The sequence below is a fragment of the Flavobacterium sp. genome (assembly GCF_043780635.1).
Taxonomy (GTDB): Bacteria; Bacteroidota; Bacteroidia; order Flavobacteriales; family Flavobacteriaceae; genus Flavobacterium.
On sequence record NZ_JAYWCK010000104.1, the window covers coordinates 1 to 15112 of the forward strand.

A 15112-nucleotide genomic window follows, 5' to 3' on the forward strand; every position below is an offset into this window, starting at 1 on the left:
AATCAAAAGAAATTTGATTTAGTTAATGATTGGTGGAATAAACCATATAATGGAGTAACTCCCACCAAATTACCCGCTGGTCGCATAGAAATTCAACTACCTGTTTCAGAAATTGTGAAGGATTTTGAACTAAATCTATCCTCAGCGGAGGGAATGGCGCATTTCAATTCTAAAGGAATAATAAAGGTATTTTATAGTGCTACAGAACCTGTTGCACTTCTTTCGGTAAAGGGTATAACTCCCGATACAATTACCTTATTAAGCACAATGGATGTGTTTCGTAAAAATAACCTTGTAAAATCTGAACAATCGAGTGGCGGAACAATGGAAAAATTGGGTTATCCTCCAGCAGTTAAAGGGAAACTTAATAAGGCTCAATGGTATATTCAAGAAGCTGCAGACGGACTGAAATACTGTGTCTATGTTCAGTCAAGGGAAGTCAAAAACGAAACACTTATGGCAATAACCATTACAACAACTAATGACTCCAAAGATTTATTGTCTCTGGCACGCAAACGTTGTGAGATAGCTTTAAACGAAGGATATACGGCTATTTTAGAAAAGCACAAGCAATGGTGGGAAAAATTTTGGCGACAGTCCAGCGTAAGTATTCCTGATGATGCTGTACAAAAACAATATAATTTAGTGCAGTATTTTTACGGTGCTGCATCGAGGTCGGATGCTCCTCCAATGCCTCTTCAAGGAGTCTGGACTGCAGACAACGGTTCTTTACCGCCTTGGAAAGGGGATTACCACAACGATCTCAATACTCAAATGACTTATATGGCATACCAAGAATCTGGTCGATTTGAAGAAGGTACTTCTTACCTCAATTATTTGTGGGACAGGCGTAAAGTTTTTCAAGATTTTGCCAGAGACTTTTATGGAACAAGCGGATTGGCTTGTCCTGGTGTGATGTCGTATTCTGGTCAACCATTAGGAGGATGGGGACAATATAGTTTGTCACCAACAATGAGTGCTTGGAGTGCCCATTTATTTTATCTGCATTGGTTGTACACTGCCGATGAAATTTTTCTGAATGAAAAAGCGTATCCTTGGTGTTCTGGAGTAGGAGAATGTATGTTGAGTTTACTTAAACCAGACGAAAAAGGTATTCTAAGGCTGCCTCTTTCCTCTTCCCCTGAGATTTTTGATGATAGTCCTAAAGCGTGGTTACAACCCAACAGTAATTATGATTTAATGTGCCTTAAAATGTTGTTCCTTTCCTTGACCGAAATGTCGGCAGCTGTGGGTAAACCTTCGGAGTCTAAAAAATGGTCTGATGCTGCTAAAGCCCTTGGTGATTTTCACACAAAATCAGATGGTACTTTATTGATTGATGCAGTTAAAGAACTGCCTTCTAGTCATAGGCATTTATCTCATATTATTGGATTGTATCCTTTTAATCTAATCACAAAAGATGGAGGGGATAAAGAACAACAAATTATTAAAGCGAGTTTAAAAAATTGGGACAGTAAAGGAACCAGCGAATGGTGTGGATATACTTTTTCGTGGATGAGTTGTATGCAGGCCAGAGTAGGAAATGCAGAGGAAGCAGTAAGAAACTTAGATATTTTCGTGAAAGCTTTTGTATTGCGAAACGGATTTCATGTTAATGGAGATCAAACTGAAAGTGGATATTCAAATTATACATCCAAACCATTTACGCTTGAAGGAAACTTTTTGGCTTCACAAGCAGTTCAGGAAATGTTGTTGCAAAGCTGGAGTTCTACACCTGGAAAAATCAATACTGGAATAATTCGCTTGTTTCCAGCAACACCAAAAAAATGGAGTGACGCATCGTTCACTGATCTAAGGGCAGAAGGCGGATACAAAGTATCTGCATCACGAAAAAATAATAGAATAGTTTGGTTCCGTATCACTTCAAATAAGGCTGGAATTGTTCGTATAAAAGATGATTTTCAAGGCCATAAACCCAAATGGAGTAACAAGAATGTACAGAAGAACGGAGATGTTTATGAAGTAGAATTATCCAAAGGTCAAAAACTTGAAGCAACATTTTAGTTTTTTAAGAATTAAAAACAGGAATATGAAAAAAGCAAAGTACACATTTATCATTGTATTGTTTAGTATTGGAATTATTTTCTCACAAACAACCATTACTAATACACCTTCTACAAAATATCAGACTATGAAAGGTTGGGGGGTTTCAGTAGCTTGGTGGGGAAATTTAGTTGGAGGAATGCCACAAGTTACGATAGATGATATTGCAAACCGCGTAGCAGTTCAAGCAAATTTGAATTTTTTTAGGTTTAACATTGGCGGCGGTGACAATCCAAATTGCCCATCGGGCAAGCACATGCGGATAGATGCTGATATGCCAGGTTATAGGCCTTTTTATCCAGATGGACAAGGATTTGGGGTTGTTGATGTAAGTAAAGATTACCGACAAATAGCCGTGATGAATAAATTAGCAAGTTTGCGCGCTCCGTACGGTGATATACTTACCGAAATGTTTTCGGTTTCACCACCCTATTATATGACTAATAGTTTTTGTAGTTCTGGCGGTGTTCAAGGTGCTGAAAATCTTAAAGAAGGATTTGAAGATGATTTTGCCGATTATCTTTGTTCAGTAACTAAAAAGTTGCGAACAGATCATCCCGATTGGAATATTCATGATATTGAGCCTTTTAATGAACCTTATTCAAATTGGTGGCCTGCTTATGGAAGTCAAGAAGGTTGTAAAATTTTAGCCAGTACACAAGCAACTGTATTATGGAGGACTTGGCAAAGTCAACAAACCTACGGAATTAGTGATTTGAGTCTTGTGGCTTCAGATTGCAATTCGATACCAGAAGCTCGACAAAATGTTTATGATTTAAGGGAGAATCATTTAAATGAATACAACGGATTATCAAACATTACAGTACATAGTTATTTTGGAACATCCCAAGAAAAAGCGGATTTATATGCAGATGTTGCCAGTACGGGTAAGTCGATTTGGCAGACGGAAACAGGTCCTTTATCATGGTATCTTCCTGCAGGTGGAAGATGGTGGTGGAGGCACTATGATATGGCTCAAAGACTTATTGATGATATACGTAATTTAAAGTGTGAAGTATGGTGTATGTGGCAAGCTCACGGAGAAGATGATGCTTGGGCTTTAGTGCAACAAACGAACTTCGATAAAAATGATCCTTACAAAACTCCAGTACTTGTAAATACCAAATCTTTTTATATAATTCAACAAATTTCAAAATTTGCAAAAGTTGGTTACACCCAAATTGCCAATAGCGATCCAAGCAGTATGACGTTTTTAAAACCCGATAATAAAGAGGTAGTCATTGTAATTGCGAACAATACTACAACTGCTAAAAATTATTCGGTTGACTTAACCCAATTTCACACGGTTAGTAGTTTTGAAACTTACAGGTCATCAGGCAACGTGACAACCGGTGAAAACGGAAAACAATTAACTATTTCAAATCAAACAAATAAGGGTGTACTTTCAGGTAACAAAATTGATTATACCGCTCCGGCCTGGTCTGTTACAACCTTTGTAGTTACAACACCTGGATTGTTAGGCAGCCTTTCAGTATCCGATTTTGAAAATGACTTAAAAGATAATAGTACGAGGGACGATTTATTTACATTTTATCCTAATCCTTCATCTGACAGTGTTACTGTTAATTTAAAAAGCACAGAAAAAACAAAAGTTCAAATTGTTGATATAAACGGCCAAATGGTATATGAATCGGGTAAGTCTTTAAACAAACAAACAGTTATAAGTACAAAAAATATTCTTGAATCAGGTATTTACTTTATTAAAGTAACAACAGAAAATAAAACCCAGACACAAAAGTTGATTGTGAAATAAGTCTTAAAAATCTAATAAACTTTAAAAACTATTTAATCAAAAAAAAACCTTGAGGCTCTGCTTTGAGCCATAGAAGAAATTTTAAAAAATGGTTCGTTTTAAAAAACGATACTTACATTAAATATACCTAATAAAAATTATGAAAAATGCTAAATCCACATTTATTATTGTATTGTTTAGTGTAGGAATTATTTTTTCACAAACAACCATTTCAAATACACCTTCTACTTATTTATTTTCCTTCTTGTTTTTTAACCTATTAATTTCTTTACATAGATTTTTTATTACATTCTCAAATGTAAAATACAGACTTATAATTTATTCCCGATGAAAAAAAACACTTTACTATTACTTATTTTTACTTTTTGCAGTCAAATTATTGTTGCACAAAAAGAAACCACAGTGCTTTCAATAACAAATCCTGAAAATGCACCCACTATCAACAAAAACATCTACGGACATTTTGCAGAACATTTAGGACGATCCATTTATGGTGGCTTTTTTGTTGGAGACACTTCAAAAATTCCAAATACAAATGGAGTGCGCAACGATATTATTGAAGCACTTAAAAAATTAAAAATTCCAAATTTGAGATGGCCTGGTGGTTGCTTTGCAGACACCTATCATTGGAAAGATGGTGTTGGACCAAAAGAAAAACGACCAACAATTGTAAACCAATGGTGGGGAGGAGTTACCGAAGACAATAGTTTTGGAACCCATGATTTCTTAAACTTATGCGAACTACTGGATACCGAACCTTATTTGGCAGGAAACATGGGTAGTGGCACGGTTCAAGAATTGGCAGACTGGGTACAATATGTGAATTTTGGAGGCAAAAGCCCCATGAGTGATTTGCGTATTAAAAATGGCCGAAAAGAACCATGGAAAGTAAAAATATGGGGAGTTGGTAACGAAGCTTGGGGTTGTGGTGGCAACATGACAGCCGATTATTATGCAGGCGAATACCGAAAATATGCCACTTTTATGTCGGATTGGTCTAACACTGGAGGTTTGATGCGTGTGGCTTCTGGAGCAAACAGCATTGATTATAACTGGACTGAAACCTTGATGAAAAACATTCCGGGAAACATGCTTGAGGGAGTAGCATTACATCATTATTCCGTAATTGATTGGAATAAAAAAGGAGCTGACGTCGATTTTAACGAAGACCTGTATTTCAAAACCATGCAGCAAGCACTAAAAATGGAGGAACTCGTTACTAAACATTCCGCCATTATGGACAAATACGATCCAACGAAAAAAATAGCCTTGGTAGTTGATGAATGGGGCGGATGGTATGATGTTGAAAATGGCAGCAATCCAGGATTTTTATACCAACAAAACACGATGAGAGATGCTGTTCTTGCCGGGGCAACACTTAATATTTTTAACAATCATGCCGAGAGAGTTCGCATGGCGAATTTGGCCCAATGTGTCAATGTATTGCAAGCTGTTATTCTTACGGATAAAGCCAAAATGATTTTAACTCCTACGTATTACGTAATGCAAATGTACCATGTACATCAAGATGCAAAATTATTGCCGCTTACCCTAAATTCCCCATTATATACCTACAATGGCGAAACACTTCCAGCATTATCTGCTTCGGCATCAAAAGATAAAAAGGGCGTAGTTCATATTTCATTAGTAAATGTTGACTCTAAAATAGAAAACAAGATCGAAATAGACCTGAAAGAACTTGGAATTAAAAATGTTTCAGGAACCATAATCACTTCAACAAAATTGCAAGACCACAATACATTTGACAATCCAACAAAAATTCTACCTAAGGTTTTCAAAGGATTTGAAATAAGAAAGGGTAAATTAGAAATAGTAATTCCTCCTTTCTCTGTTGTAACTTTAGAAGGAAAATAAATTGATTTAGGTAAAGTAACAGCAGAAAATAAAATCCTGACACGAAAATTGATTGTGAAGTAAGATATGTCAAAACAGTGCTATATAACTCATTTATTAATTACATCAAAATCCAGCAATTTTACAAAAACTAATAACCATTAACCCCTTTATAATTCAGCCCTGTTTTAATGATGGAACTGTATGGTATGAATGCTAATTAATAGATAACTTTAAAAATAAACTAATGAAAAATAAATTGCTTTTATTTGCTGTAACCTTTTTTATTGGATCGGTTCTTATAAATGCTCAACCAAAACCTAATGTTGTGTTTATTTTGGTTGATGATTTAGGTTGGGCTGATGTGGGTTACAATGGTAGTAGATTCTATGAAACCCCTAATATTGATCAACTTGCTGTCGAGGGAATGCAATTTACAAACGGTTATGCAGCAGCATCAATTTGTTCACCAACTCGTTGCAGTTTAATGACAGGGAAATATCCTGCTCGCTTAGATATTACAGATTGGATTCCAGGTTATCAGTATGGTTTGAACAAAAAACAATTGACCAAGTATAAAATGTTAGTTCCTGAAATAAAGCGTAATTTGTCTCTTGAAGAAAAAACTATTGCTGAAGCTTTAAAGGAAAATGATTATAAAACTTGTTTTATCGGAAAATGGCATTGCTCGGAAGCCCCGGATTATTATCCACAACACCAAGGTTTTGACAAGAACATCGGCGGTTGGTTAAGTGGAAAACCAACTGGTAACCCTAATGAATGGATGGCGTATTTTACTCCTTATAATAATCCATATTTAACTGATGGACTCAAAGGCGAATTCCTAACGGATCGCTTAGCAAACGAAAGTGTGAAATGGTTAGATGAAAATAAAGAGAACCCCTTTTTCCTATATCTTTCCTTCTATGCGGTTCATACTCCTATTCAGGCAAAGCCAGAAAAAGTCACTTATTTCAAAGAAAAAGCAAAACGAATGGGAATAAATAATATCAATGCATATACTACTGATTTATTATGGATAAAAAATAATCCGTATTCTCCTCAGCATTGGAAGGAAAGACAACTGCAAAGTGATCCAGAATATGCAGCATTGATATCTAGTATGGATGAGAATATTGGAAAAGTTTTGAATAAACTCAAGGAACTTGGTATCGACCAAAATACATTGATTTGTTTTATGTCCGACAACGGTGGCTTATCTACAGCTGAGGGATCTCCAACTACTAACTTGCCTCTAAGAGGTGGTAAAGGCTGGCTCTATGAAGGAGGTATTCGGGTTCCATTTATTATAAAAGCACCCAGTTTGACAAAGCCGGGTAGTATCTGTACTAAACCTGTTATTTCTACTGATTTCTATCCTACAATACTGGATTATTGTGGTTTAAGTTTAATTCCAGAACAACATAAAGATGGCATCAGCTTATTACCTTTAATAAAAGGAAAAAAAATCAACAGAAAAGCGATATTCTGGCATTATCCACAATATGCTGGCAAAGGTGATTCGCCTGCCGGAGCTGTTCGAGAAGGAGATTGGAAATTGATAGAGTTTTACGAAGATAAACGCGTGGAACTGTACAATTTGAAAAATGATATTTCTGAAAAAAATAATTTGGCATTAAAAGAACTTCAAATAACTGAAAGACTTTTAGCCGAATTACATATTTGGAGAAAGAGTGTTGGAGCGAAAATGCCCGTATTAAATCCAGATTATAAATAAAAATTTTTGAAAATGAAAATATATAAAATGTATGTTCTTCTTGTTTTTTTATTCCTAAGTCCAGTTTCAATAATGGCACAAGAAATAATAACTATAAATCCATTGATAAAAAACCAAAGTTTTAAAGGTTGGGGTGTTTCTTTATCTTGGTGGGCGAATGATGTTGGAAACACATTTTCAGACGAAAGTTTGAATCTGTTTTGTAAATGGCTCACAGATCCGCAAGAGTTGAATATGAATGTTTTTCGTTATAATATAAGTGGTGGTGATGCGCCAGGACACAGCCATATGCGTAAGGATACTCAAATTCAGGGATATAAAAATAATGAAAATGAGTCCTACAATTGGTCTAACGATAGCGCACAACGCAGAATACTTTTGAAGGTTCACCAAATGTGCCCAGATGGTATTTATGAAGCAGCAAATTACTCACCACCATTTTGGATGACAAAAAGTGGTTGTACAGCGGGTGATTCAAATGGTCTTGATAATCTCAAGGATGATTATTACGATGATTTTACACGTTATTTAGTTGACTGTGTAAAGCATTACAAAGTAAAATATGGTATAACTTTCAGTACTATTTCTCCTGTAAATGAGCCTTTTTCCAATTGGTGGAAAATCAATGGAACTCAGGAGGGATGTGCCTTTTCGCAATCGAATCAGGAACGTATTGTCCGCGAATTACACAAAGAACTAAAATCGCGAAAAATGCTTTCATACACCGGGATTTCTATGATGGATGCCAATAGTATAGACGAATGTTTGAAAGGTGTTAAGGGATATGAAAAAGAGGGGATTTTACCCTTGATAAAACAAATTAACGTCCATAGTTATGCAGGCGATAAAAGAACTGAACTTAATGAAATTGTTAAAAAAAACAAGTTGATGCTGTGGCAATCTGAATCAGGTCCACTTGAAGTAAAGGAAAAGGGTTTTGACAATTTTCTTTTTATGGCAAAACGAATTATTACAGATATGCGGGATCTAAAACCCGATGTATGGTGTGACTGGCAGTATATGGGAGCTGAATTTGGCAGCGTATGGGCTTTGGTAGGTTACAATGTTAACACTAAAGCATATGAACGTACCAAAGGGTTTTATTGCCGGAAACAGTTTTCTCATTTCATAAAAAAGGGATATACCGTTATTGAAAGTGATAATCCAAATACCTTGACAGCACAATCTCCGGATGGAAAAACAATGGTAATTGTTATTGTTAATCCTGAGTTGGTAAATAAAAGTTATATTTTAAAAATCAATAGAGAAAAGTTCAAAACAATAAATTCTTACAGAACTTCTGAAAATGAAGACTTTGTCACAATTGCACAAAATAATACGTTTAATGCAAAAGCTTTAGCGGTCGAGTTGAAAAATAAATCAATAACAACCATTATTTTAAATAAAAACTGATTAAGATTTTTGAGGAAAAAAATTTAAAAATTTGCAGATATTTGATATAAATGGACATCAGGTTTATGAATCTCCTCTTATAAAAAGTAAGCAATTAGTTATTAATTTAAAACAAATTCTTGCAACAGTCATCCGAATGAGAAAGAACATCAATTAATTTTTGAGGAAATAAAAAAATTCTTTTCCGACATTAATTAATTTGTTGAATTACAATTTATTGAGACTTAATTTAATATTCAAACATTATCATTAAACAAACAAAAACAATTAATGCAATGCGTACAAAAAAAATCCTATTAGCAATTCTTCTTTTCTCTTGCATATCTTCATATAGCCAGATATCATTTGGAAATTCAAAAAAAATTAATGACAACTGGAAATTTATATTACAAGACACACCAGATGCTCAAAATGCTACTTACAATGACTCTAAATGGCAAACGGTCACCGTACCTCACGATTGGAGTATAAAAGGAAGATTAAGTCCAACTTTGACGAGTTGTACCGGATTTTTGCCAGGCGGTATTGGTTGGTACCGGAAAACAGTAAATATTCCTTCAACCAAACAAGGAGAGAAAGTATACCTTTATTTTGAGGGTGTTTACAACCGAAGTGAAGTATTTATAAACGGACATTCTTTGGGAAAACGCCCGAATGGCTATATTTCTTTTGCTTATGATGCAACTCCTTTTGTAAAATATGGCGAAGATAATAGCATTGCCGTAAAAGTGGATCACAGCCTGAGTTCCGACTCACGTTGGTACACTGGTTCAGGAATTTATCGTGATGTATGGTTGGTGTATTCCAATCCTGTGCATATAGCACAATGGGGAGTGTACGCTTTTCCAGAAGTTGCTAACGATGCTGGAATCTTGAACGTAGAAGTAGCTTTAGAAAATGGTTCTGCTTCGCAAACAAAGCTTACCGTTGTCAACGAACTTTTAGACAATACGGGAAAAGTTGTTGGTGAAAGTTCTCAAAATATTCTTGCCAGTCCTAGTAAAGAAAATAAAGTTTTTACCAAAATAAGTTTAAAAAATCCGCAGATATGGGCTTTGGAGAATCCATATTTATATCAGTTAAAAACAACCGTTTTAAAAGATGGTAAAGTAATCGACAAAACTCTTACAGCAACAGGTTTTAGAAGTTTTACTTTCGATGCCAATAAAGGTTTTGCTCTCAACGGAAAATCGATGAAAATGAAAGGTGTTTGTTTGCACCACGATGCTGGAGTTTTAGGTTCAGCTGTGCCACGAGATGTTTTGAAAACAAGATTGCAAACTTTGAAAGAAATTGGCGTCAATGCTATTCGTACCAGTCATAATCCACAGGCTCCCGATCTTTATGAGCTTTGTGACGAATTAGGATTTTTAGTTCTTGATGAAGCTTATGACGAATGGGAATTTCCTAAGCGCAAATGGCTTGATGGATGGAATGTAGGTACTCCAGGTTTCGAAGGCTCGAGTGATATATTTGCTACTTGGGGAGAAAAAGATTTAGAAGATATGGTTCGACGTGATCGAAATCACCTTTCCATATTTGGATGGAGTATTGGCAATGAGGTTGATTATCCAAACGACCCTTATTCGCATCCTGTTTTAGATGGCGGAGGTGATTCTGGATTTTCGCAAGCCTTTTATGGCGGTTATAAGAAAGATGCCCCCGATGCTATGCGATTGGGCGGTATTGCCAAACGCCTTGTGGCAGCAGTAAAAAAATATGACAAATCTCGTCCTACAACCGCAGGTCTTGCAGGTGTGGCAATGTCTAACGAAACCGAATACCCTGGCGCCTTAGATATTACAGGCTATAACTATACCGAAAGTAAATACCAATCGGATCATAAAAAATATCCTAATCGCGTGATTTTTGGTAGCGAAAACAGACACGAAATAGAGCCTTGGTTGGCAGTTAAAAATAATGAACACATTTTCGGACAATTTTTATGGACAGGAATCGATTATTTGGGCGAATCTAATGCTTGGCCTTCAAGAGGTTTTTATTCAGGTTTAGTAGATCTTGCGGGAATTATTAAACCACGAGGATATTTCCGTCAATCGTTGTGGTCAAATAAACCTATGATTTATGCAGGAACTTATCCTGTTACTAATGCTGATGAATTATCTATAGATGCCTGGTCTTCTTGGAATTATACTGATGGGCAAATGATAAGAGTAATTTGTTATACCAATGCTGCCAAAGCCCGTCTAGAATTAAACGGAAAAGAAGTGGGACAAGTGAAAAAATACGATGAAAAAACAGGGGTTATTTATTGGGATATTCCATTCGCCTCAGGTAGGTTAGAAGCAATCGGACTTGATAATGCCAACAAAGAAGTTAGTCGTTACACTATAAATTCTTCTCAACAACCTTATGCTTTAGTCAGTAATGAAAAAACCATCTCCATCGACAAAAATGGTGTTGCAAAAGTTATAGTACAAGTAGTAGATGAGAAAGGACTGCCTGTAATGCTATCTGATAATGAAGTTACGTGTGTTGTAAGCGAATCGGGAACTTTATTGGGTTTAGAAGCAGGAAACAATACCGATATGGGTGATTACACTGACAATGTTCAAAGAGTTTTTCACGGTCATCTAGTAGCTTATATTCAGGCAACTGGCAGTAACGAACCCATAACAGTTAAGTTTACTAGTAATTGGTTAAAATCGGTTGAGGTTATCATTCAGTTAAAGTAAGTTTTATAGTTATTTTACTCTTGATTAGTAAGAAATATTTCCCCCATTAGAGTTAGCTTATATTTTTGATCTGGTGCTATTTAATTTGCGGATTTATTTTTTCTATCCATTGTAATTGTTCTAATTTTTTTATGGATAAAGTTGGTGCTTTTTTGAGACCAGCTTGGTGCTTTTTTTATTAAGAGTTCATCAGTAGCCTGATTTTTTGTTCAATAAAAATTTTGAAGCTTGGTGCCTTTTTGTGTCCAGCTTGGTGCTAAATGCAATAAAAAAACTAATACTAGACAAAATATTTAGTCTAGTGTCTAATGTTTGAAAACTAATTTTGGACAGTTAAGAGGGTTTTGTGGCAAATTGCTACTGAAAAGTTATTTCAAAAACCGTGATTGCTTTATATAATTATTAAGCATATCCTGCATTTTCGTTGACTTGATTGATTACCCTGATGATGGTGTCAAATTTATCTTCTTCAGGAAAAATACCAAAAACGCCTTGATCGTGTTGTTCATTAAAAGGAGATTGCGTCAGCAATTGTTTTTCAATAACTCCTTTTTGGTTGAGGTAGGTTATGATTTTTTGAATGAACGTGATTTGGTTAGCATTCAAATTTCCTTTGGAGATAAAATCAGCAAATAACAAGTTGGTTACTTCAATGTCCAAACCGACAATATTACGGACAAATTTTCCTAATGGTTGTTCTCCGTATTCCTTGATAAAACGGTCTTTGCTTTCCAATGCTTCTTTCAATAAAAAACTCTCCAAAACTTCTAATTCTTTGGAAGTGATGGGCAAGTTTTTATACAATTTATCAATTACCAGATGTGATCTGTTTTTCCTGATAAAGGCTTCAACACGGTCTTTGTAACTTTTCAGGCTGGTATAAGTTCCCATAACATCCACCTCTTTTACTTGGTCTAAAGGGAGTATATCCGTGAAGTCCGTGTAAACAGGTGTTTCTCTGTCCTCATCTTTAAGGAACTGTATTAAGCTGCGCAATTCCGTTCTTATTTTTTCTAATTGCGTGATGGTTATGGTTGGCCAAAAGCTATCTTTTTTGATTTGCTCAATTAAGGTAATTTTGGCGTAAACTGCCGGAATATTTCTTTTAGTAAATAGTAGTTGCGCAATGGTAACTATATTTGAAATTAATCCTTGTTGTGCTTTTGACTGATTGATTAACGCCAGTTGTAATTTTCCTATCAGTACATCAAAACGCTTGGCCAGTTCGTCGGTGTCTTCTTTATAAGAAACCAGATGGGATAGGTTGTTTTTGATGTCTAGCACATCACTATTGGTTAAATTGTTCCATCGGTTTCTTGCTTTGTATTCCATTACATATTTCCAATGCTTTCTTACTTCAAAACGATTTTCATCCAAAGCTTGAATTGTTTTTTGTAAATCGTCCTTGATTAGTGAACAGTAGTTTTCCTCTTCTTCTGTTGGATCTTGATTGTTGTAGATTGCCATCACAATATCCAGTTTGGTTTCGAATATCAACTGCGACAATGATTTTGTGGGTTTGGGAGTAAATCCATCGGGGAATTCATCAAAGAATTCAAAATTGGCACAGATATCAAAAATCAGGAAAAATTCTTTGTCTTTGCCGTTTCCGAAAATGTTCTTGCACAATCTTGTTCCGCGACCAATCATTTGCCAATACTTTGCAAAGGATTTCACTTCCTTGAAAAATACTAAATTCAATACTCTTGGAGCATCTACTCCCGTGTCCATCATATCGACCGATACGGCAATTTGCGGGTCTTTTTCATCTCCCTTTTCAAAACAGAATTTTTCCAATAAATCCTGTGCCTTGTCTTCGTAGTTGTCAATCACTCTTAAAAAGTTACCGCCTAAATCGGGATAGTTTTTATTGAAACGTTCTTCGATGAAAACAGCGTGTCGGTGGTTTTTTGCAAAAATGATGGTTTTCCCCAGCTTATCGCCGCCTTCCACTTTTTGCCCGTAGTTCATCAGGTAGTCTAAAACGGTATCTACGGTATTGTTGTTGAACAAAAAAGTATTGATTTTACTTTTGTCTATTTCAGGAATTCCTGTAGGTTCTCCATCTTCTGGAATTCCGAAAATTTCCTCGTAATGTCGTTTGTCTTTTTCGGAAAGCTCCGCGTATTTAATACCTTCTCTCGGGAATTTTACGGGAACTGTTATCGCTTTTGGTGGCACTAAATATTTGGCATCTACCGCTTCGTTTAACTCATAAGCAAAGGTTGGATTGTCGTCCTCAATTTCAAAAAGAGAATAAGTATTGCGGTCAATATCCTTTTTTGGCGTTGCCGTGAGCCCAATTAAAATGCTATCGAAATAACTGAAAATTGCCTGGTATTTTTGATAGACCGAACGGTGTGCTTCGTCAATAATAATCACGTCAAAATGTCCAATGCCATACAATCGGCCGTCTTCATTTTTGAGACTGTCGATTTTATTCATTATCGTTGGATAGGTCGAAAACACCACACGAGTTCCATTATCTTCTTTTTCCTTGGTTAAGTCAATTGCGGATAAATGGGGGAGGTATTCCTTGAAGGCATTTTTAGCCTGTGACACTAATGCGTTTCTATCCGCCAGAAACAAGATTCGTTTTGCCCAATTGCATTTGGTAAACATATCCACGATTGCAGCTGCCGTTCTTGTTTTGCCACTACCAGTTGCCATCACCAATAGCGCTTTTCGGTTTTTCCCTTTTAGTTGGTGCTGGTTTGCCGTCACCAATGTTTCTGCCACCCGTTGAATGGCCAACAATTGGTATGGTCTTTCTACAATAGCCGTGTTTACTCGAAATGCCCTTAGGTCTTTTCTGGAAAAACGTCTTTCTATTGCCAGCTGTAATTCTTCTTTAGTGTAAAAACCTTGTACTTTCCTGTCTGGATAAAAGGTATCGTCCCAAAGGTGGGTTTCAAAACCGTTGCTGTAAAATATTATGGGTCGTTGCCCCGTACTTTTTTCCAAACAATCAGCATACAGGCTGGCTTGGTGTTTCCCTTTGTGTGCATCGTGCAAGGTGCTCTTGGCTTCTACGACTGCCAATGGCAACCCATTATCTCCCCATAGCACATAATCTACAAAACCTTTTCCGGAAGGATTAGTCGATAGCGGCATTCCCGCCACTTCAAACTCTTTTTCTTTTCCTTCTCTCAAATTATCCCAACCCGCTTCGCGCAATAGTAAATCAATGAGCAGTTTGCGTGTTTCTTGTTCCGAAGTTAATTCGGGAATGGCTTGTTCTACGGTTGTTTCCTGAAAACGAATTTCTTTACGTTCTGCAATGAGCTGTAATTGTTCTTCCAATTGCCGGCGCAAGCCGTCGTTTTCTTCGGCTAATCTTTCTTGTGTTTTTAACGCTTTTTGTGCTTCGGAACGTTCCTGTTCCAGTTTTTCGGCGAGTGCCTGAAGTTGCTTGGCGTTTTTATCAGCGGTATCTCCGTAAGGAATTATTCGTTCGTCAAATTCGGGAATATCGGGATTGTTCTCGCTGTAGTATATGCTTAGAAAAGAGAGAAAGCGAAAACTGTTTTTTAAGGAATGCAAGGCATCCAGAGCTTTTACGGTTTTGCCGTG

7 protein-coding genes are annotated in these 15112 nt (G+C 36.2%); 6 read left to right on the forward strand and 1 reads right to left on the reverse strand.

Annotated features, from left to right (window positions below; translation table 11 throughout):
* The 6 genes from ACH2BV_RS09495 to ACH2BV_RS09520 form a co-directional block, all read left to right on the forward strand.
* A partial coding sequence (locus tag ACH2BV_RS09495; protein ID WP_395050488.1) for a glycosyl hydrolase family 95 catalytic domain-containing protein occupies positions 1-2025 on the forward strand: 2025 nt, incomplete at its 5' end.
* 25 nt (positions 2026-2050) lie between these two features.
* Entirely contained in the window at positions 2051-3838 is a 1788-nt protein-coding gene (locus ACH2BV_RS09500; protein WP_395050489.1) for a T9SS type A sorting domain-containing protein, read from the forward strand.
* Between the two features lie 327 nt (positions 3839-4165).
* Positions 4166-5713 carry an alpha-N-arabinofuranosidase gene (locus ACH2BV_RS09505; protein WP_395050490.1) on the forward strand — a complete coding sequence of 516 codons (1548 nt, stop codon included), beginning with the start codon at positions 4166-4168 and terminating at the stop codon, positions 5711-5713.
* A 226-nt stretch (positions 5714-5939) separates the two neighbouring features.
* On the forward strand, positions 5940-7430 hold the full coding sequence (locus ACH2BV_RS09510; protein WP_395050491.1) for a sulfatase: 1491 nt from the start codon (positions 5940-5942) through the stop codon (positions 7428-7430).
* A gap of 12 nt (positions 7431-7442) precedes the next feature.
* Positions 7443-8843, forward strand: coding sequence for a glycoside hydrolase (locus ACH2BV_RS09515; RefSeq protein ID WP_395050492.1), 1401 nt, complete (start codon positions 7443-7445; stop codon positions 8841-8843).
* 275 nt (positions 8844-9118) lie between these two features.
* Positions 9119-11539 carry a sugar-binding domain-containing protein gene (locus ACH2BV_RS09520; RefSeq protein WP_395050493.1) on the forward strand — a complete coding sequence of 807 codons (2421 nt, stop codon included), beginning with the start codon at positions 9119-9121 and terminating at the stop codon, positions 11537-11539.
* A gap of 402 nt (positions 11540-11941) precedes the next feature.
* Here the strand turns inward: ACH2BV_RS09520 and ACH2BV_RS09525 are convergent.
* Positions 11942-15112, reverse strand: a 3171-nt coding sequence (locus tag ACH2BV_RS09525; RefSeq protein ID WP_395050494.1) for a DEAD/DEAH box helicase family protein, incomplete at its 5' end; no start/stop codon positions are given.

Bases quoted from the DNA above. Each gene is read 5' to 3' on its own strand.
- ACH2BV_RS09505 (WP_395050490.1), top strand. From the start codon at position 4,166: ATGAAAAAAAACACTTTACTATTACTTATTTTTACTTTTTGCAGTCAA.
- ACH2BV_RS09510 (WP_395050491.1), top strand. From the start codon at position 5,940: ATGAAAAATAAATTGCTTTTATTTGCTGTAACCTTTTTTATTGGATCG.
- ACH2BV_RS09520 (WP_395050493.1), top strand. From the start codon at position 9,119: ATGCGTACAAAAAAAATCCTATTAGCAATTCTTCTTTTCTCTTGCATA.
- ACH2BV_RS09515 (WP_395050492.1), top strand. From the start codon at position 7,443: ATGAAAATATATAAAATGTATGTTCTTCTTGTTTTTTTATTCCTAAGT.
- ACH2BV_RS09500 (WP_395050489.1), top strand. From the start codon at position 2,051: ATGAAAAAAGCAAAGTACACATTTATCATTGTATTGTTTAGTATTGGA.